Annotated in this window: 16 protein-coding genes; 10 read left to right on the top strand and 6 right to left on the bottom strand. The window is 36.0% G+C overall.

The window, feature by feature from the left end; translation table 11 throughout:
• Window positions 1-33: 33 nt before the first annotated feature.
• Window positions 34-1,245, top strand: coding sequence for a 2-octaprenyl-6-methoxyphenyl hydroxylase (ubiH, locus tag U9966_RS02895; protein ID WP_306346619.1), 1,212 nt, complete (start codon window positions 34-36; stop codon window positions 1,243-1,245).
• Between the two features lie 48 nt (window positions 1,246-1,293).
• On the opposite strand, the gene xylB is transcribed toward ubiH, so the two are convergent.
• Both xylB and mak read right to left on the bottom strand, forming a co-directional pair.
• Window positions 1,294-2,766 carry a xylulokinase gene (gene xylB / locus U9966_RS02890; RefSeq protein ID WP_306346620.1) on the bottom strand — a complete coding sequence of 491 codons (1,473 nt, stop codon included), beginning with the start codon at window positions 2,764-2,766 and terminating at the stop codon, window positions 1,294-1,296.
• Window positions 2,767-2,814: 48 nt separating this feature from the next.
• Window positions 2,815-3,726: a fructokinase gene (gene mak / locus U9966_RS02885; protein ID WP_306346621.1), complete on the bottom strand. Its 912-nt coding sequence runs from the start codon at window positions 3,724-3,726 to the stop codon at window positions 2,815-2,817.
• A 190-nt stretch (window positions 3,727-3,916) separates the two neighbouring features.
• Between mak and U9966_RS02880 the strand changes: the two genes are divergently transcribed.
• Window positions 3,917-4,654: a response regulator transcription factor gene (locus U9966_RS02880; protein ID WP_306346622.1), complete on the top strand. Its 738-nt coding sequence runs from the start codon at window positions 3,917-3,919 to the stop codon at window positions 4,652-4,654.
• Between the two features lie 52 nt (window positions 4,655-4,706).
• Here U9966_RS02880 and U9966_RS02875 read toward each other — a convergent pair whose 3' ends face one another.
• Genes U9966_RS02875 through U9966_RS02865 form a run of 3 tightly spaced genes read right to left on the bottom strand, consistent with a single transcriptional unit; the run spans window position 4,707 to window position 8,186 of the window.
• Entirely contained in the window at window positions 4,707-5,636 is a 930-nt protein-coding gene (locus U9966_RS02875) for an ABC transporter substrate-binding protein (RefSeq protein ID WP_306346623.1), read from the bottom strand.
• Window positions 5,637-5,677: 41 nt separating this feature from the next.
• On the bottom strand, window positions 5,678-6,655 hold the full coding sequence (locus U9966_RS02870) for an ABC transporter permease subunit (RefSeq protein ID WP_306346624.1): 978 nt from the start codon (window positions 6,653-6,655) through the stop codon (window positions 5,678-5,680).
• A 22-nt stretch (window positions 6,656-6,677) separates the two neighbouring features.
• Window positions 6,678-8,186 carry a sugar ABC transporter ATP-binding protein gene (locus U9966_RS02865; RefSeq protein WP_306346625.1) on the bottom strand — a complete coding sequence of 503 codons (1,509 nt, stop codon included), beginning with the start codon at window positions 8,184-8,186 and terminating at the stop codon, window positions 6,678-6,680.
• A gap of 168 nt (window positions 8,187-8,354) precedes the next feature.
• On the opposite strand from U9966_RS02865, the gene U9966_RS02860 reads away from it, so the two are divergent.
• Window positions 8,355-10,928: an ATP-binding protein gene (locus tag U9966_RS02860; RefSeq protein ID WP_306346626.1), complete on the top strand. Its 2,574-nt coding sequence runs from the start codon at window positions 8,355-8,357 to the stop codon at window positions 10,926-10,928.
• Window positions 10,929-10,995: 67 nt separating this feature from the next.
• Here U9966_RS02860 and U9966_RS02855 read toward each other — a convergent pair whose 3' ends face one another.
• Entirely contained in the window at window positions 10,996-11,787 is a 792-nt protein-coding gene (locus tag U9966_RS02855; protein WP_322631708.1) for a helix-turn-helix domain-containing protein, read from the bottom strand.
• 81 nt (window positions 11,788-11,868) lie between these two features.
• Between U9966_RS02855 and manA the strand changes: the two genes are divergently transcribed.
• The 7 genes from manA to U9966_RS02820 all read left to right on the top strand — a co-directional run bounded on the left by manA (window position 11,869) and on the right by U9966_RS02820 (window position 19,195).
• Window positions 11,869-13,053 (top strand): mannose-6-phosphate isomerase, class I, encoded by a 1,185-nt coding sequence (gene manA / locus U9966_RS02850; protein WP_306346628.1) that lies wholly within the window; start codon window positions 11,869-11,871, stop codon window positions 13,051-13,053.
• Between the two features lie 399 nt (window positions 13,054-13,452).
• Window positions 13,453-14,034, top strand: a complete 582-nt coding sequence (gene rsxA, locus U9966_RS02845; protein ID WP_090923003.1) for an electron transport complex subunit RsxA — start codon at window positions 13,453-13,455, stop codon at window positions 14,032-14,034.
• Window positions 14,034-14,630 (top strand): electron transport complex subunit RsxB, encoded by a 597-nt coding sequence (gene rsxB, locus U9966_RS02840; protein WP_306346629.1) that lies wholly within the window; start codon window positions 14,034-14,036, stop codon window positions 14,628-14,630. Before rsxA ends, rsxB begins: the two co-directional genes overlap by 1 nt.
• The gene (gene rsxC, locus U9966_RS02835) at window positions 14,620-16,680 is read left to right on the top strand and encodes an electron transport complex subunit RsxC (protein WP_306346630.1); all 2,061 of its coding nucleotides are present in this window, start codon (window positions 14,620-14,622) and stop codon (window positions 16,678-16,680) included. The genes rsxB and rsxC overlap by 11 nt, the downstream gene beginning before the upstream one ends.
• Window positions 16,673-17,770, top strand: coding sequence for an electron transport complex subunit RsxD (gene rsxD, locus U9966_RS02830; RefSeq protein ID WP_306346631.1), 1,098 nt, complete (start codon window positions 16,673-16,675; stop codon window positions 17,768-17,770). Before rsxC ends, rsxD begins: the two co-directional genes overlap by 8 nt.
• Before the next feature lies 1 nt (window position 17,771).
• The gene (gene rsxG / locus U9966_RS02825; protein ID WP_211597278.1) at window positions 17,772-18,497 is read left to right on the top strand and encodes an electron transport complex subunit RsxG; all 726 of its coding nucleotides are present in this window, start codon (window positions 17,772-17,774) and stop codon (window positions 18,495-18,497) included.
• Between the two features lie 8 nt (window positions 18,498-18,505).
• Window positions 18,506-19,195, top strand: coding sequence for an electron transport complex subunit E (locus U9966_RS02820; RefSeq protein WP_306346632.1), 690 nt, complete (start codon window positions 18,506-18,508; stop codon window positions 19,193-19,195).
• The last annotated feature ends 94 nt before the right edge of the window (window positions 19,196-19,289 follow it).

The following is a 19,289-nucleotide window of genomic DNA, read 5'->3' as shown; positions in this document are numbered from 1 at the left end:
CATTTACTAAATAATAAAAAATTGAGGTGGTATATGGCTCAGCAATTTGATGTTGTGATTGTCGGTGGTGCGATGACAGGGTCGATTTTGGCATTGGCATTGAGTAGTTTTACGGATCACAAAATGCAAATTGCGATTGTGGAAAAGATCAAACCAGACTTTAAAAGTCAGGGGGGATTTGATGCGAGAAGTATCGCATTGGCACAAGGAAGTTTGCAAAAATTACAAAAAATTCAACCGCTTGGTACGACAAATTTAAGCGATGTGGTACGTCGTATTAGCACCTCAATTCAAAAAATTCAGGTTTCAGATCAACATCATTTTGGTAAAACCACCTTAAAAGCCACCGAAATGCACTTGCCACAACTGGGCGTGGTGGTTGAGTTAGCTAAACTCGGTTTTGAACTTTCTCAACTTATTCAAAAACATTCTAATATTCAGCTTTTCTGTCCAGACACCGTTGCAAATATTGAACGAAATCAGACCGCTTGTGAAATCACGTTAAGCTCGGGAACGCAGTTAAAATCGGCGTTAATTGTGGCGGCAGACGGTATTCAATCACAAATTGCTAAACAGTGTGGTGTAGAAACGGTACAGCTGCGAGATTATAATCAATCGGCAATTATTGCGAATGTGGAAATTTCTCAACCCCACCAACAACAAGCTTTTGAGCGTTTTACCTTGCAAGGACCTTTGGCATTATTACCATTGTGTGAAACGGCAGAGATCAAAAATCAGATGTCGTTAGTATGGTGCGTCAATGATCCAAGCGGATTATTGAGTTTATCTGATGAAGAATTTTTGGCAAAACTGCAACAAAATTTTGGTTGGAAGTTGGGTAAATTCTTACGTACAAGTCGTCGTTTTAGTTATCCATTACAATCCCAAAAAGCCACTTCCCATATTCATCATCGCTTGGCAATTGTCGGCAATGCGTCCCAACTTTTACACCCTGTCGCTGGGCAAGGTTTTAATTTGGGAATGCGAGATTTATTTGAATTAGCCAAATTGCTTTCAGGAGCTTTTGAGCAAGGCAATGATTTAGGCGATTATGCGTTATTAAGTCAATTTGAGAAAAATCGTTTGGCGGATCAAAATAAAATTATCCGTTCTACTAGCGGTTTAATTTCTATTTTTTGCTGTGAATTTTTACCTGTTCAGCTCGCGAGAACCTTAGGATTGATCGGTTTAGACCATTTCAAAATAGGGCGAGAATGGGTCGCTAATCGTGCGTTGGGTTGGTAAAATTTAAAAAGTTGCAAATTTTAATAAGGATCGTACCGCTTAGCTGTTTTAAAAGTATTGTTGATTTAATGCACTTAGATAACGTTGATAAACCAGATTATACTTTTCCACATTTTCACGTTTTGGATAAACTGTTGAACTTTCATCAATATGAACAAAATTATCACAAAGAGACGTTAAATCCCCCTCATTATTTATCCACATCACTTGAATGGCACTCCCTAATGCAGCCGCCTCACTCTCCTTTAAGCAAACAACGTTAACATTCATAATATCAGCAATCATTTGTCGCCAGACAGCACTTTTTGCCCCACCACCGATTAGACGAATTTCAGAGGTATCCAGCCCTGCTCGTCTAAATAAATTCAGTCCATAGCACAAAGTAAAACTCGCACTTTCCATTGTTGCTCTTGCTAAATTTGATTGAGTACAATTAGTACTATCCAATCCTAAAATAGTTCCTTTAGCATTTGGTAAAGCAGGCACTCTTTCTCCATTAAAGAAAGGTAACATCGTGATACCTCCAGCCCCAATGTCTGCTTGTTCCACAAGATCATTAAATGTTTGAATATCAAGATCAAATAATGACATTATGGTGTTATTCGCAGAGGTCATATTCATTACACAAACAAGAGGCAACCAACCATCAGAACTAGAACAAAAATTGGCAATCATTGGAGGTAAGGTGGTTAATGGTTTATCAGTATAGGCATAAAGTGTACCTGATGTACCTAAGCTCATTGTTACAATACCTTGTTTGATATTGCCTGTGCCAATGGCTCCCATCATATTATCGCCACCACCAGTAGACACCACCACCTGCTCACTTAAGCCTAACAATTGAGCAATTTCTTTTCTTACTATACCCAATTTTTGATGAGAAGAGATTAACTGTGGTAAAACCTGTTTAGGGTCTAATTCTGGAGCAATAATATTAAATGTTTCATAATCCCATTGGCGATTGATCACATCAAAATAGCCCGTACCAGAAGCATCGCCGTATTCCGTTGCAAATATTCCTGTTAGCCAATAGTTAAGATAATCGTGGGGAAGCATTATTTTGGCAATTTGGGTATAGATTTGAGGATGGTATTTTCTTAACCAACTAATTTTAGATGCTGTATAGCCTGTCTGACAGAGAATACCTAGTTGTTCAAATGCACGCTTTGAACCACCCAACGCCTGAATCAGTTCATCATTTTCTGTTGCGGTTTCAGTATCACACCATAATTTAGCGTTATATAAAGGTATATCATTTTTATCTAATATAACTAAACCGTGCTGTTGTCCTGATATACCAATACCTTTAACTAATTTGGGGCAAATATTTGCAGAATGAATGGCAAGTTTAAAGGCTTGTAACAGAGCCTCAATCCACCAATTAGGTTGCTGTTCTCTTCGTCCATTACCATTCTCAATAATTTGGTGTGGAGCATAGCCTTCGCCAATAACACGTTTTTGCTGACTATCAACAACGATAACTTTCGTACCTTGTGTACCACAATCAATTCCCAAATACATTGCTTTATCCTCTACGCTTTTAAGCGGTATGATTTGAATGAAAATTTACTATTTTTCCAAAGGCCATAACCAAGCAGCCCCTCGAACCCCACTAGAATCACCGTGCATTGCTTTTTTGATCGGTGTTTGGAATTCTCGACCAAAGATATAATCATTCATTAAGCGTGGTACGTTGGTATATAAACGTTCAATATTACATACCCCACCCGCAAAGATAACCACATCAGGATCTAATACATTAATGTATTCCGCCAATGATTTTGCCAAACGTCTTTCATAAGCTTGCAGAGATTGTTCCGCAATCGGATCACCTTGTTCAGAAAGTTGAACAATTTCATTCCCTTTTAAACGAGTACCTGAGCGTCTTTCATAATCAGCACATAAGCCTGTCCCTGAAATAAATTGCTCAATACACCCCGCGCGACCACAATGACAAGCTTTACTTTCCATTACTGCTTTTTCTTCTTCATCTGCCCAAGGTAAAGGATTGTGCCCCCACTCTCCACCAATACCATTAGCACCATTATGAGGTTTGCCATTGATCACGATACCTGAACCACAGCCAGTACCTAAAATTAAGGCGAGAACAATATCTTTTCCAGCTCCTGCTCCATCTGTTGCTTCTGACACTGTCATACAGTTAGCATCGTTGGCAATACGAATTTCACGTCCTAATAATTTTTCTAAATCTTTATCTAAATATTGCCCATTTAACCACGTAGAATTGGCATTTTTTACTTTACCTGTAAAAGGAGAAATCGTACCTGGAATACCCATTCCTACTGTACCTGTTTGCCCTGTTGCTGCTTCGGCATCATCAACTAAACCTTTAATTGCTTGCAATGTATCTGGATAAGAGCCTTGTGGTGTTGGTACACGTTTTCTAAATAACTCTTCACCTTGATCCGATAGTGCAATTACTTCAATTTTTGTACCGCCTAAATCAATCCCAATTCGCATAATGTTCTCCTTATGTTCAAATAATTATTCAAAACATTTTATCTAGTAAGCGGTCACTTTTAGTTTATTTTTTGCAAATTTTTATAAAAATTAGACCGCTTGTTTGCTTTGAGTAACTATTTGTAATTATGGTTATTTTATATATACTATATTATCAATTCTTAACTTAATTATTATATGGATTTTGCTTATGCAACAAGATATTTCTATCCTGATCATTGATGATGACCCACAAATTTGTGAGTTATTATGTGATACCTTTGATGACTACGGTTATAAGGTGATCACTGCATCCAATGGGAAAGAGGCTTTATCTTTACTTTCTCAACATCCATCGATTACGTTAATTTTTCTCGATCTTATTCTACCAGATATTAATGGTTTAGTTTTATTACAACAATTAAAATCTCTAAGTTCTGCCCCTATTATTATGTTAAGTGGTTTAAATACGGAATCTGATGTAGTGGTTGGTCTTGAAATGGGGGCGGATGATTATATTGCTAAGCCTTTTTATCCACGAATTGTCGTAGCTCGAGCAAAAGCTGCCATTCGCCGTTCTCAACCTCAAACGTTTACACCTAATTCTCTTTTTTCTCCAACAATTCAACAAGGGTTCAGATTTGATAACTGGTTATTAGATACTGAAAATCATAAACTTTTTTCGCCTTCTCAAACCGAAGTTATTTTAACCCAAGGGGAATATATTTTACTCAATGCGTTGGTGTGTAATGCTCGTAAAGTATTATCTCGTCAGAAATTATTAGAGCTTACTCATAATGAATCCTTTGAGATTTTTGACCGCACTATTGATGTATTAATTATGCGATTACGCAAAAAAATTGAGCCTAATCCCAAAGCACCGACTTATATTAAAACCATTCGTGGTGTTGGTTATCTGTTTGATATTTGCTGCACGCCTATCAAATAACCTTTCCCCACTCTTAAAAACTAAAAGTAGGGAAAGGATCTGTTAGATCAGATTATTTTACTGTCCAACCTTTATAGTCTTTGATATTAGTTCTATCAATTAATTTCACAGGAATTAACACTGGTTCTTTTGGTGCTTCTTTACCTTGTAAAATGTCATAACCAATTCTCACCGCTTCAGATGCCATTACTTGTGGATCTTGTGCTGGCGTTCCGACGAATAAACTACCTTCTTGCACTAAAGCTTTTTCAGACTCAGGATTACCATCAACACCCATAATAAAGAACTCTTTACGTTGCATTTGGCGAGCGGCTAAATCTGCACCAATTGCACTTGGATCGTTAATTGCAAATACTGCATCGATTTTAGGATATGCAGTTAATAGGTTTGTCATTACTTCTAAACCACCTTCACGGCTACCTTTACCATTTTGGTTATCAGAAAGAATTTTAATATCTTTGTGTTTAGCAAAAGCTTCTTTACAACCTTGAACACGGTCTGCTACTGCTGATACTGGTGGACCATCGATAATAATTACATCACCTTTACCCTCTAGTTTCTCTGCAATTGTTTGACACGCTAGTTCACCTGCTTGATAGTTATTTGAGGTTACTGTTGCATTTGCTCCATCTGCTGCCACATCAACAGCAACAACAATAATACCTGCATCTCTTGCTCGTTTAACCGCAGGACCAATACCTTTAGAATCTGCCGCATTTAAGATAATCATATCTGTTTTAGCTGCAATAAAGTTATCAATTTGAGCCACTTGTTGCCCTAAATCATAACCGCTCGAATTTACAGTTACTTGAACATCATTACCTGCTAATTCTTTCGCTTTTAACTCTGCCCCTTTTGCAATCTGCACAAAGAATGGATTTGATAAATCACCAACAGTAATACCAATTGATTTTAACTCTTTTGCTTGTACAAATGGTGCTGCAGCTAACATCAAAGATGCGGCTAATGTTTTTAATTTCATAGTAAAGTTCTCCTAATATTTGAGAAATAATTAAGCTTTTATCAAGCTGAACGGGTACGATATTTGTCGATTAATACAGCGACAATAATTACCGCACCTTTAATAACGAGTTGCCAAAAATATGACACCCCCATTAAAGTCATACCATTATTTAAGGTGGCAATAATCAATGCACCGATAAGTGTACCGACAATGGTTCCGATACCCCCAACAAAGCTTGTTCCACCTAAAATAACGGCTGCGATTGCATCAAGTTCGTATCCCATACCAAGATTTCCGTTAGCACTGAATAAACGAGATGCACTCATTACGCCACCTAAGCCAGATAATAATCCGCTAGCAGCGTAAACGAAGATTAAAACAACAGATACTTTAATACCTGTTAAGCGAGCAGCTTCTAAATTACCACCCACTGCGTAAATATGTGTGCCTAGTGTAGTTCTGCGTAAAATAAACCAACAAACAGCAATGACAGCAAAAGCTATTACCACTAACCAAGGCACAGGACCTAAATAGTTATTACCAATCCAACTAAAAGAAATATTTGAATTAATGACAGTTGTACCATCTGCGACAAGATAAGCCGCACCACGTAATGCAGTATAAGTACCTAAGGTCACAATAAAAGGAGGTAAACCTGCATAAGCAACTAACAGACCATTAAAGACCCCCATACCTAAACCTGCTAATAACGCAATAGGTACAGCAAATTCAGAAAGTGCGGGGTTTAATGATGAAACAAGTCCCATTACCGCTGTTACCCCTAAGATTGAACCAACCGAAAGATCGATACCACCAGTTAAGATAACAAAAGTCATACCCGCGGCTAAAACAATATTAATTGATGCCTGACGAGTAATATTCATTATATTTGCTTCACTCATAAAATGAGGAGCAACAAATGAAAAGACTATCACGATAAGTATTAAAATCGGTAAAATACCAACCGCTTGCATTGTATCCGCAAGTACAAATTTTTTAAGACTTGCTTTTTTTTCTACTTGGGTAGCATTACTCATTTTTTTATCTCCTTTTAATTTTTTATTCTGTTTCAGCACCACATGCGAGTGCCATAATTTTTTCTTGATTGATATCATTATCTTTTAATTCACCGACAATATGACCTTCTTGCATCACATAAACTCGGTCGCTCATTCCCACAATTTCAGGTAATTCACTTGAAATCATCAAAATTGCTACCCCTTGTTTTGCCATTTCCGTCATCATTTTATAGATTTCACTTTTTGCCCCAACATCTACGCCTCGTGTTGGTTCATCTAAAATAAATAATTTTGGATTGATCGCATACCAACGAGAAAGTAATACTTTTTGTTGATTTCCTCCTGAAAGACCACCAACAGTAACATTTGCATTCGGTACTCTAATTTGCAATCCTTTAATCGCTTTATCTGCTTCCTGTTTTGCTTTTCCTTGATTCACCACCATCATTGAAGCATCTCTCTCAATGGTTGCCATTGTAATATTGTTAAATACATTCATATCAAGGAACAATCCTTCTTCCTTACGGTTTTCAGGTAGTAATGCAACATGGTGAGCGATCGCATCTCTTGGGGTTTTAAAGCTAATTTCTCCCCCACTCAGATACATTTTACCTTGTGTTGGTTGAGCCGCACCAAATAATAGATGAGCTAATTCAGAACGTCCTGCACCAACAAGTCCTGATAAACCAACAATTTCTCCTTCTCGGATAACCAATGATGCATCTTTAACTTTGTGACCGTCAGATAAATGATTAATCCGTAATACTTCATTACCCACAGGCACTTTTTCTTTATTAAACAAATCTGTTAATGGTCGTCCTACCATCATTTGTACTAATCGACTTGACTCTATTTCTTCTCGCACTAATGAACCGACATATTTTCCATCACGCAATACACTCACTCGATCAGCAAGTTCATAAATTTCTGCCATACGATGGCTAATGTAAATAATCGCCATTCCTTCATCACGCAACTTCTTAATTAACGCAAATAAACGTTCTGTTTCACGAGAAGAAAGAGCAGCTGTTGGCTCGTCCATTACCAAAACACGACTATTACGATATAACGCACGAGCAATCTCAACCTGTTGCTGTTCCGCAATAGTTAATGAAGATACTTTTTGCCACGCATAGAATTGAGCCCCTAAGCGATCTAAAGCTTTTTGGGATTCTGCTTCCATTGTTTTACGATCAAGACCAAACATTGTTTTGAGTTCTTGTCCTAAAAAAATATTTTCATAAACCGTTAAATTAGGAGAGAGTTGGATTTCTTGATAGATTAGCGTGATACCTGCTTTAATCGCATCTTTAGGTGAGGAAATAGAAAAAGGTTGTCCCTCAATTTTGATTGAACCAGAAGTTAGGGTATAAGCCCCCGCAAGAATTTTCATTAAGGTACTTTTACCTGCACCATTTTCACCCATTAGTGCGTGAATTTCGCCTTTATAAATAGCCAAATTCACATCTTGTAAAGCATAAAAAGAACCAAAGCGTTTTGCGATGTCTTTCATCTCTAATAGAGGTAATGTATTTTTTGTTTGAGCCATTTTATCCTCCAATAATAAAAACTAGGCTAATTAAAGCATAAATTTATGAATAAAATATTTTTTCACTCATTCATAATTGTCATAATTTAAGGCTATACTATCCTTTAAACTAGCTTATAAGCGGTTATAAAAATATAATTTTTTACCAAATTTTGCTAAGGAATAATTGTGAAAAAATCTTTATTTACAAATGGTTACAATGTTAAATTCCGATTGGTCGTCTTTATCATTTTAACGATTATTTTTATTTCTTTTATTAGTATTACCGCCATTTTAGGGCTAAATAATACTTATGACTCTTTGTCAGATTTGAGAAGTAGATCACAAAACCAAATCTTTTTTTCAATGACATTAGGGGTAAAAACAGCAGAAATTTCGTCTTATTCCACACGTTTAATTCAAACAATGAATGCTTTAGAGTATAAAGAACAATCTCAACAACTTTCTCTATACGCTGATGAATTACGTCAATTTTTATCTCAATTAAAGTTAGATGTATCAAACAGTGAAAATCAACCTTTGATACAAGTCGTCAATCAAATTCACTTATTAGAAAACACCATTCAAAAATTATTATTAAACAGTCACCAACGTCATATTTTAAATAATTTATTATTAAGTGCATTACATCAAGTTCAGGTACATATCCGCCAAATCAAGCAATTAGAAAAAGAAAATCCGACCTCCCCTTCTTTTATATATCGCTTAGAAAAACTAGAAAAATCATCTCAAAAAGCAACGAAAAGTCATTTTTCACCCGCTGTATTTTTAGAATTACACGCGATATATTCTTCTTTACCTCAATTTAATAAACATATTAAGAAGAACACAGAACTTAACAAAATAAAAATTCTGTTACAGAATAATATTACTCAGGCAGAAACACTAAAAAATATCCATTTAAAAATTAAGTCATTAACCTATCAAATTAACGCATTAGTAAAGAAAATAAATACTGATTATGCCAATGTTGTGTCCCATAAATTTACAGATCTAAATACGCAATCAGAACAAATACAACAAAATATATCAACAAAAACAACCTATATTTCTGTTGTTTCTTTTATTGCCATTCTATTGCTTATTTTCATTGGTTTTTATTTTTATAGCTTAATTGGAAAACGTCTTTATTCCATTACTCAAGCATTAAAAAAACTTTCACAAGGTGATAAAACCGCTCAAGTACCACAACAACAGACACAAGATGAAATTGGTGATCTCGCCCGTGCTTTTCACCGTTTTTATCAAAATGTCGTTAAACTGGAACAAGCCGATGCATTGTTGAAAGAAAAGAGTGAATTATTAGAGCAAACGTTCTCTACAATGCGTGATGGCTTTGTTATTTTTGATGAAAAAATGCAGATAATTTCTTGTAATGAAGAATTTAAAGAACTACTCAATGAGTTTATGAGTAATCCAACACAGCCACTAAATATTGAAACATTAGCGGTCTTTTTTAATCAAAAAAATGCAAATTTATACGGAAAAAATACCGCTATTACTCCAGAAATATTAACCACGCCGAATCGAGCTCAAGAGTTATTAGAAATTGAATTTAATCACCAAATTTTAGAGTGGCGTTCTACCACCCTAGAAAATGGCTTAGTGGCATTTTTAATTAACCGCACTGAACGTAAAAAATTAGAAAGTGATCTTGCCCATAGTCAAAAAATGCAAACTATCGGGCATTTAACGGGGGGCATTGCCCACGATTTTAATAACTTCTTAGCCGTAATTATTGGAAATTTAGATCTTATTGACCCAGAAACACTATCAGAAAAACAGCAAAAACGTTTACAGCGAGCGTTGAAAGCGGCTGAAAATAGTGCAGAGCTAACCCAACGTTTATTAGCTTATGCGAGAAAACAACCCTTACACCCAAAAGATTTAGATCTTAACAAATTAATCTTAGAATTTAATGATCTCATCAAGCATAGCGTTCCCCCTAATATTAGCATCCAACTAGACTTAGCTGAAGACTTACCTTTCATTTATATTGATAAAAATCAGCTAGAAACCGCATTAATGAATCTTATTGTAAATGCAAAAGATGCCTTAGCTAATGGGGGAGAAATTGTTATTCGCTCTACTGTCCAAGTCATTAAACGAACCCATCATATAGAAAAAATGGTGCAACTTTCTATTATTGATAATGGGTGTGGAATGGATGAAGCAACCCGAAAACGTATCTTTGAACCATTTTTTACCACCAAAGGGCAACGACGAGGTAATGGTCTTGGGTTATCAATGGTGTATGGTTTTATTCGTCAATCAAAAGGGCGAGTTGTTGTTCAGTCTAAAATAAATGAAGGCACAACAATTCACCTACAACTGCCCATTACTCAAACGGCATCACTACAAAATATAGGCAATCAAGAATATCAATTATCGAATAATAAACAGTCTAAAATTCTAATTGTTGAAGATAAAGATGATTTACGTTTAACTCTTTTTGAACAACTTTATAATCTAGGTTACACACCACTCGTGTGTACTTCTGGTGAAGAGGCAATCTCTGTTTTAAATGATGAAAAGGGAATTTGTTATTTACTTTCTGATATTGTACTAACAGGAAAAATGACAGGAATAGACATTGCTAAATTTGTACAAGAAAACTATCCTAAAATAAAAATTCTGCTTATGACAGGGCATACAGAACAGCTTGAAAAAACCAAAGATTTTCCTGTTTTAACTAAGCCTTTTAGACAACAAGATCTCGTGACTGTATTACAACATTTATAGCTTAATAGCGGTAGGATAAGTGCGATAATTTGCAAATTTTCATCACAATCATACCGCTTACTTTAATTTAACATATCGAATATAACGCAATATAAAGTAATACTTTATTTGCTGTATTTGATAAATTAAGTCCTGTAATCTGAGCAATTTTGTTTAATCTATATTCCAAAGAATTACGATGAATATTTAAAATATTCGCTGTACTCACCGATTGCATATTGTTTTCAAACCACGTAAACAACGTGTTTCTTAGTATGCCGTTTTCGTCTGCCTCTTTTAATTTTTGCATAATACAATCTAATTCTTCTTTCTCCCAACCTTGTTTTAATTTCTCAAATAAAATAGGAAGAATAAGATCCTGATAAATATATATTTTTTTATTAGGGCATCGAATTTTACCTGCTTGTAATGTCGCTTTAGCTGTTTGATAAGAAGTGGCTATATGATGAGGATTATATTGTGCCACATAACGACCTATCGCAACAGTGACAGTAAAATGTGGCTCTTCAATATAATTAATTAACTGTTGCATAGAAGCGATATGTTGTTCCAAATCCCATTTCTCATCACTCTCTAATGCTGGCGTTAATAATACTAATTGAGAAAGAGATCGTTGAATAACAAGATTTTGCTTATTTTGTGCCATTAACCATTCTTGAATCATTTGAATTCTATCTACCATCACCTCAAGAGAATCACTCTCCATTTCAATGATACAAGCTATACGAGGAGAAGTTAAATCAATATCTAAATAGTCCGCCCACTTTAGTATTTCAGACGTCATCTCTTTAGAATGTAATAACGTTGAAATTAAAGTTTCCGTTAAACAGGTTTTATGGGTAAACATTTTTAAACTCATATGATGGAATAATAGGCTGATTATATTATATAATCTGATTAAATACAGAAAATTAATACATTTATTTATAAGGTAAATATTATGAGTGAGCTTTTATTTAAACTGAATAATGTTATTCAAAATTACGCTTGGGGAAGTAAAACATCGTTAAATCAGTTATTTGACATTCCTAATCCTGATAACAAACCACAAGCGGAACTATGGATGGGAACACACCCAAATGGCTGCTCTAAAAATGCAGAAACTGGGGAGTTGCTCTCAACACTAATTAACCAGAATATTGCAAATTTTTTAGGTAATCGTACCGCTTCACAATTTGGAGAATTACCTTTTTTATTCAAAGTATTATGTGCAGAAGAACCACTCTCTATTCAAGTTCACCCTAATAAAAAGAAAGCTGAATTGGGTTTTGCTAAAGAAAATGAAAAAGGGATCGACTTAAAAGCCCCTAATCGTAATTATAAAGATCCTAATCACAAGCCTGAACTCGTGTATGCCTTGACCCCTTACAAAGCAATGAATGGATTTCGCCCTATTGAGCAAATCATTAGTTTGTTTAAAGAAGCTAACCTACTGAGCCTTAAAAAAGAAATTTCAGCCTTAAAACAATCACAAACTAGTGAAGGATTAAAACGCTTTTTCAGTGCCATTATGTCATTAAATAATGAACAAAAAGACCAAATCTTAACAGAACTTTATACTCAACTAGAGAAAGGGGCTAAAACAAAATTAGGCAAAGAGGCTTTTGATTATATCCAACATTTTCGTCAATATTATGATAATGATATTGGGTTATTATCGCCATTAATGTTAAATACGATTGAACTTCAACCTAACGAAGCAATGTTTTTATATGCTGAAACACCTCACGCTTATGTACAAGGAACAGGTCTTGAAATTATGGCAAATTCCGACAATGTATTACGTGCAGGTTTAACCCCTAAATATATTGATGTTGCAGAATTAATTGATAACACAAAATTTGACTCTATTTCACCTGAGAATATCAAAATAGAACCAAATAATAACAATGAATATCCTATTCCTGTGCCAGATTTTAAATTTGCAATTATGACGGTAACAGAAAATGTAAAAACACACTCGTTAAACAGTGCGGAAATTTTATTTTGTACAAAAGGGGAAATTATAATTCACTCTCACAACAAACAAATTATTCTTCACAAGGGAGAATCTGCTTTTATTGGTTACGGTTTAGAAAAGTATCAATATAGTGGTAATGGTTTGATTGCAAGGGCTTACGTATAATTATTCCAAATTAAGAAATTAGTTTTATGTTAAAAAAGCGAGAAATTTGAATTCGTTATCCCCCCTCCTAGCCTCCCCCCGCAAGCGGAGGGAGGAATAATAGCATAAACTAAAAATTTCCTCCTCCACTTGCAGAGGTGGAATAATAGTATAAGCTGAAAATTCCCTCCTCCACTTGCAGAGGTGGAATAATAGTATAAGCTGAAAATTCCCTCCTCCACTTGCAGAGGTGGAATAATAGTATAAGCTGAAAATTCCCTCCTCCGCTTGCGGGGGAGGGTTAGGGAGGGGGTTACTCAATTGCTTATTTTTATACCAAATGAAAATATCGGTAAAACCTACCCCAATCCCTTAAAAAATGCGATAATGGTCACCATTTTTGGAAAGTATTGTGGGAATATGGTTGATTATCTTTTATTAATTATTAGTACAGCCTTAATTAATAACTTTGTATTAGTAAAGTTTTTAGGGCTTTGCCCTTTTATGGGTGTATCTAAAAAAATAGAAACAGCGATTGGTATGGGGTTAGCGACAACCTTTGTGCTAACCGTTGCGTCACTTTCTGCCTATTTAATTGAAAGCTATATTCTTGCCCCTTTTAATGCACAATTTTTACGAACCCTTGCCTTTATTCTGATTATTGCGGTCGTCGTACAATTAACAGAAATGTTAGTACATAAAACCAGTCCCGCTCTTTATCGCCTATTAGGTATTTATTTACCCTTGATTACCACAAATTGTGCCGTGTTAGGGGTGGCTCTATTAAATGTGAATTTATCCAACAACCTAGTGGAATCAGTATTATATGGTTTTGGTGCAGCAGCGGGTTTTTCATTAGTCTTAGTGTTATTTGCTGCTTTACGTGAACGTTTAGCCGCAGCAGATGTTCCTCATATTTTTCAAGGATCTTCTATTGCATTAATTACCGCTGGGTTGATGTCCCTTGCCTTTATGGGCTTTACAGGGTTGGTTAAAATCTAATGCTGACCTATTATGTTATCGCCATTTTAACCATTATTGCTCTTATTGTAGGAGCAATTCTTGGTTACGCCTCAATAAAATTAAAGGTTAAAGCCGATCCTATTGTTGAAAAAATTGATGCAATCCTGCCTCAAAGTCAATGTGCTCAATGTGGTTATCCAGGCTGTAAGCCTTATGCGGAGGCGATTGCCAACGGCGATGATATTACGAAATGTATACCGGGTGGACCTCCTTTAGTTATTAAAATAGCTGATTTAATGGGCGTTGAACCGCCTGAAATGGAGGGGGAAGCACCTGAAGAAATGGTGGCTTTTATTGAAGAAGATATGTGTATTGGTTGTACTAAGTGTATTCAGTCTTGCCCTGTTGATGCGATTATTGGTACAAATAAAGCAATGCACACCATTATCCCTGAGTTATGTACTGGCTGTGAGCTTTGTGTTGCACCTTGTCCAACGGATTGTATTAAAATGATAAAATCAAAACAAGCAACACCAAAAAGAAATTGGACACTGGATGAAAACTTGATTATTCCTATTGTCAATACCACAGAAATACAAAAAAGAATAGTGGTGGGAGGCGATAATGAAAAATGATGCAGTAAGTCGTATCCGCCAAAATAAATTGTGGGATTTCCCCGGTGGCATACATCCACCAGAGATGAAATCACAATCAAATCAAACGCCTATTAAACATTTGGCATTGCCAAGCCATTTTTATGTGCCAGTGGTGCAACACTCTGGTTCTGCGGGGGATTTAATCGTTAAAGAGGGGGATAAAGTCTTAAAAGGACAACCTTTAACTCAAGGAGAGAATTTTAGACAATTACCTGTTCACTCTCCAACGTCAGGGCGAGTGATTGCCATTGGTGAGCATATTTCAACCAATATCAATGCGTCACCTGAATTAACGGTGGTTATTCAAGCCGATGGTGAAGATAAATGGTTTGAGCGTTATCCAATCACTGATTATACTCAATATGATAGCGGTACGATTATTGATAAAATTTACCAAAAAGGTGTTGCAGGGTTAGGCGGAGCGGTATTTTCCACTTCATCAAAATTACATTATGCGGATACGCGTTGTGAACTGTTGATTATCAATGGTGCAGAGTGTGAGCCTTATATCACTTGTGATGATCGCTTAATGCAAGATTATACCGCTGAAATGATTGAAGGCATTGAGATTTTACAATATGTATTACAACCTCAAGAAGTGGTTATTGCGATTGAAGATAATAAACCCAACGCAATTAAAGCGGTACGATCTGCCTTAAAAAATGCAAAAAATATTCAACTGCGTGTTATACCAACTAAATATCCATCAGGATCATCGGATCAGCTAGTCCAAGTTTTAACAGGACTTGAAATTCCACAAAGCAAACGTACGATTGAAATGGGTATTGTTATGCACAATGTGGGAACAGCTTATGCCGTAAAACGTGCGGTGATGGATGATGAAGCCTTGATTGAACGAGTGGTGACATTAACAGGTAATCGCATTGGGCAAAAAGGCAATGTGTGGGCGAGATTAGGTACGCCATTAAATTATTTATTGGAACAAGTACAATTTGAAGAAAGTAAATGTTTCCCTGTTCTTATCGGTGGACCTTTAATGGGTTTTAGTGTACCAACATTACAAGTGCCGGTAACCAAAACCGTAAACTGTGTGATTGCACCTAATGTGGATGAATATAGCGATGAAGAGTTAGAGCGTAATTGTATCCGTTGTTCAAGTTGCTCTGATGCCTGCCCGATTGGTTTGTTGCCACAACAACTATATTGGCATTCTCGAGCTAAAGATCACGATAAAGCAAAAGCTTATAATTTGGACGCCTGTATTGAATGTGGAATTTGTGCTTTTGTCTGTCCGAGTAATATTCCTTTGGTACAATATTTTAGAGATGAAAAAGCCGAAATTGCTGAAATTGAGCGTAAAGAAAAACAATCGTTAGAGGCAAAACAACGCTTTGAGGCTCGTGAAGCTCGTTTACAAAAAGAAAAAGAAGCACGAGAAAAACGTATTCAAGAAGCGGCTGATAAACGTCGTGAACAGATATCAAAACAGCAGGGAGAAGATCCTGTTCAAGCGGCTCTCGCTCGCTTAAAAGCAAAAAAAGAGCAAGCTCAAAAAGTAGGAATTAAAGCAATTAAAACAACGATTGCAGGTGAGCCAGATAACAGTGAGTTAATGGCACTACGCAAAGCTAGACGCTTAGCCAAACAGCAACAAGCGGTGACTTCTGAGCAACAATTTGCAAAAAATGAAACTTCACAAACAGAACAAGATCCTCGTAAACTGGCTGTTGCACAAGCCTTAGCAAGAGCCAAAGCGAAAAAAGAAGCACAACAAAAAGAACAGCAAGCGGTCACTTCTGAGCAACAATTTACAAAAAATGAAACCTCACAAACAGAACAAGATCCTCGTAAACTTGCTGTGGCACAAGCATTAGCAAGAGCTAAAGCGAAAAAAGAAGCTCAACAAAAAGAACAGCAAGCGGTCACTTCTGAGAAACAATCTGCAAAAACAGGCACGACACAAACAGAACAAGACCCTCGTAAACTTGCTGTCGCACAAGCAATAGCAAGAGCTAAAGCAAAAAAAGAAGCACAAAAGAATAATAGAAAGGAAGATGATAATGTTTAAAATGGCAAGCTCTCCACATACTCACTCCAGCAATCTCACTGCAAAATTTATGCTATGGGTAATGGGGGCGATGTTACCTGCATTGGCAGTGCAGTGTTACTATTTTGGTTATGGTGTACTTATTCAAATAAGTATTGCATTGAGTTTGGCAACTTTTATTGAATTGGCTGTTGCAAAATTACGCCATAAACCAACCGCTTATTATTTAGCAGATTTGACGGGGTTAGTCACAGCAATGATGCTGGCAATGGCAATTCCACCTTATGCACCTTACTGGATTATTGTGATTGGAACCTTAGCGGCATTGTTGTTAGCGAAACATTGTTATGGTGGTTTGGGGCAAAATATTTTTAATCCTGCAATGGTAGGCTATGCGTTGTTGTTAGTTTCTTTTCCAGTACAAATGACTTCGTGGGCAGTGCCTGTTGAACTATTGAAACATTCCCTTAATTTTAGTGATCATTTATCGTTAGTTTTTTCAGGGGTGACTACTCAAGGTGTTGATTTATACCAATTAATTAGTCAAGTTGATGGTATTTCTCAAGCAACGCCATTAGACAGTGCAAAAACCTTTTATGCTAGTTTATGTTCTGATTGTAATCCTGATTTCGCTTATTATGATCTTGTAAAATCGCCAATTTTTATTAAAGGAAGTTGGGATGTCGCACAAGGTTGGTGGCAAGTAAATGTGGCATTTTTATTGGGTGGATTGGTGTTACTCTATAAACGTATTATTCATTGGCAAATTCCTGTTGCAATGTTAAGTGTGTTCACGTTGTGTGCATTCTTAACTGATATGCTCCTTGCTGATGTGACTTCTCACTTAAGTTTTTATGCTCAATTACTCAGTGGAGCAATGATGTTCGGGGCGTTTTTTATTGCAACGGATCCTGTCACTGCCTCTACTACTCCTCAAGGTAAGTTAATTTTTGGAGCCTTGATTGGGTTATTACTTTATATCATTCGTTATTATGGAAATTACCCTGATGCGGTTGCTTTCTCTGTTTTACTAGCCAATATTTGTGTTCCATTAATAGATCATTATACTCAACCACGTTTATATGGCACTAAGTTAGGGAAAAGGAGATAAGATGAAACCGTTTAATATTTCAATGCGTTATGCTTTTATCTTAGCAACAGTTGCATTGGTTTGTACTTCTTTTTCTGTGGGTATTTATTGGCTGACAAAAGATAAAATTGATAATGTTATCGCACAGCAACAGCGTCAATTTTTAAATGAAGTTATTCCTCACAACATAATGGATAATGATATTTTAGCCACTTGTAAAAAAATACAATTAGCAGACTATCCTTTCTTAAATAGAATATATTTTGCAAAAAAAAGGAATAAAGTGACCGCTTATGCTATTCAAAGTACCGCACCCAATGGCTATGCTGGTGATATTGTATTACTGGAAGGCTTTCAACTTGATCGTTTAGAAAAAAGTGTAAAAGTACTCGGAGTACGAGTACTAACTCATAATGAAACACCGGGATTGGGAGATAAAATTGATATTAGAATATCAGATTGGATCCTCTCCTTTAATGGAAAAAAACTCAGTTTAAATGAGATTTCCGAAAATAAATACGGTGGTAAATATGATCAACTGACAGGAGCAACATTAACGGCCTATCTGTTAGAAAATAATGAAAAACAGTGGTTCGTTAAGAAAGATGGCGGTACTTTTGATCAGTTTACTGGTGCGACAGTTACACCAAGAGCGGTAGTTAATAATGTACGAGAAAGTGCGAAGTGGTTTGTAACAACCTTACTGTTGCAACCCAAATTAATTAGAACATTTCCAGATTGTAATTAGGAATAAAAATGACAGAAAATCAAATTCCCATTAAACAAATTGAAGATACACCAGCCCCCTCTTCAGAATGGAAAAAATTACTCAAAGATGGTGTGTGGAAAAATAATGGTGCATTAGTACAATTATTAGGATTATGCCCTTTATTGGCAGTATCTAATAATGTGACTAATGCCTTAGGCTTAGGAATAGCAACCTTAATGGTGTTAATTTGTACTAACACCCTTGTTTCACTGTTCAAAAAATTTACGCCTCACGATATCCGTATTCCTATTTATGTAATGATTATCGCCACAATGGTAACGGCAATTCAATTATTGATGAATGCTTTTGCTTATCCTATTTATCAATCGCTAGGTATTTTTATTCCATTGATTGTCACTAATTGTATTGTAATTGGACGAGCTGAAGCCTATGCCTCTAAAAACTCGGTTATACACTCTGCTTTTGATGGCTTTGCAATGGGATTGGGAATGACCCTTGTGTTGGTGGTATTAGGTGCGATGCGTGAGTTAATCGGCAGAGGCACCTTATTTGACGGCTTAGATCTATTGCTGGGTGACTGGGCAAAAGAATTGCGTTTAGATATTTTTAATTTTGACTCAGGTTTATTACTCGCAGTACTTCCACCCGGTGCATTTATTGGGTTAGGAATTTTACTTGCCGGGAAAAATTGGATAGAAAAAAATGGTAAAAAATGATTGAAATCATACCGCTATAATTCCCCCCAAAAAAATGGTAAAGTTAGCGGTTAATATTTAGAGAAAAATTACAACAAATTTAGATCGAGTTTTA

Origin of the sequence: Pasteurella atlantica, from assembly GCF_963693435.1 — a bacterium.
GTDB lineage: Bacteria > Pseudomonadota > Gammaproteobacteria > Enterobacterales > Pasteurellaceae > Phocoenobacter > Phocoenobacter atlanticus.
This window is presented reverse-complemented; position numbering and strand designations above follow the sequence as displayed.

Bases quoted from the DNA above. Each gene is read 5' to 3' on its own strand.
- ubiH (WP_306346619.1), top strand. From the start codon at position 34: ATGGCTCAGCAATTTGATGTTGTGATTGTCGGTGGTGCGATGACAGGG.
- xylB (WP_306346620.1), bottom strand. From the start codon at position 2,766: ATGTATTTGGGAATTGATTGTGGTACACAAGGTACGAAAGTTATCGTT.
- mak (WP_306346621.1), bottom strand. From the start codon at position 3,726: ATGCGAATTGGGATTGATTTAGGCGGTACAAAAATTGAAGTAATTGCA.
- U9966_RS02880 (WP_306346622.1), top strand. From the start codon at position 3,917: ATGCAACAAGATATTTCTATCCTGATCATTGATGATGACCCACAAATT.
- U9966_RS02875 (WP_306346623.1), bottom strand. From the start codon at position 5,636: ATGAAATTAAAAACATTAGCCGCATCTTTGATGTTAGCTGCAGCACCA.
- U9966_RS02870 (WP_306346624.1), bottom strand. From the start codon at position 6,655: ATGAGTAATGCTACCCAAGTAGAAAAAAAAGCAAGTCTTAAAAAATTT.
- U9966_RS02865 (WP_306346625.1), bottom strand. From the start codon at position 8,186: ATGGCTCAAACAAAAAATACATTACCTCTATTAGAGATGAAAGACATC.
- U9966_RS02855 (WP_322631708.1), bottom strand. From the start codon at position 11,787: ATGAGTTTAAAAATGTTTACCCATAAAACCTGTTTAACGGAAACTTTA.
- manA (WP_306346628.1), top strand. From the start codon at position 11,869: ATGAGTGAGCTTTTATTTAAACTGAATAATGTTATTCAAAATTACGCT.
- rsxA (WP_090923003.1), top strand. From the start codon at position 13,453: ATGGTTGATTATCTTTTATTAATTATTAGTACAGCCTTAATTAATAAC.
- rsxB (WP_306346629.1), top strand. From the start codon at position 14,034: ATGCTGACCTATTATGTTATCGCCATTTTAACCATTATTGCTCTTATT.
- rsxC (WP_306346630.1), top strand. From the start codon at position 14,620: ATGAAAAATGATGCAGTAAGTCGTATCCGCCAAAATAAATTGTGGGAT.
- rsxD (WP_306346631.1), top strand. From the start codon at position 16,673: ATGTTTAAAATGGCAAGCTCTCCACATACTCACTCCAGCAATCTCACT.
- rsxG (WP_211597278.1), top strand. From the start codon at position 17,772: ATGAAACCGTTTAATATTTCAATGCGTTATGCTTTTATCTTAGCAACA.
- U9966_RS02820 (WP_306346632.1), top strand. From the start codon at position 18,506: ATGACAGAAAATCAAATTCCCATTAAACAAATTGAAGATACACCAGCC.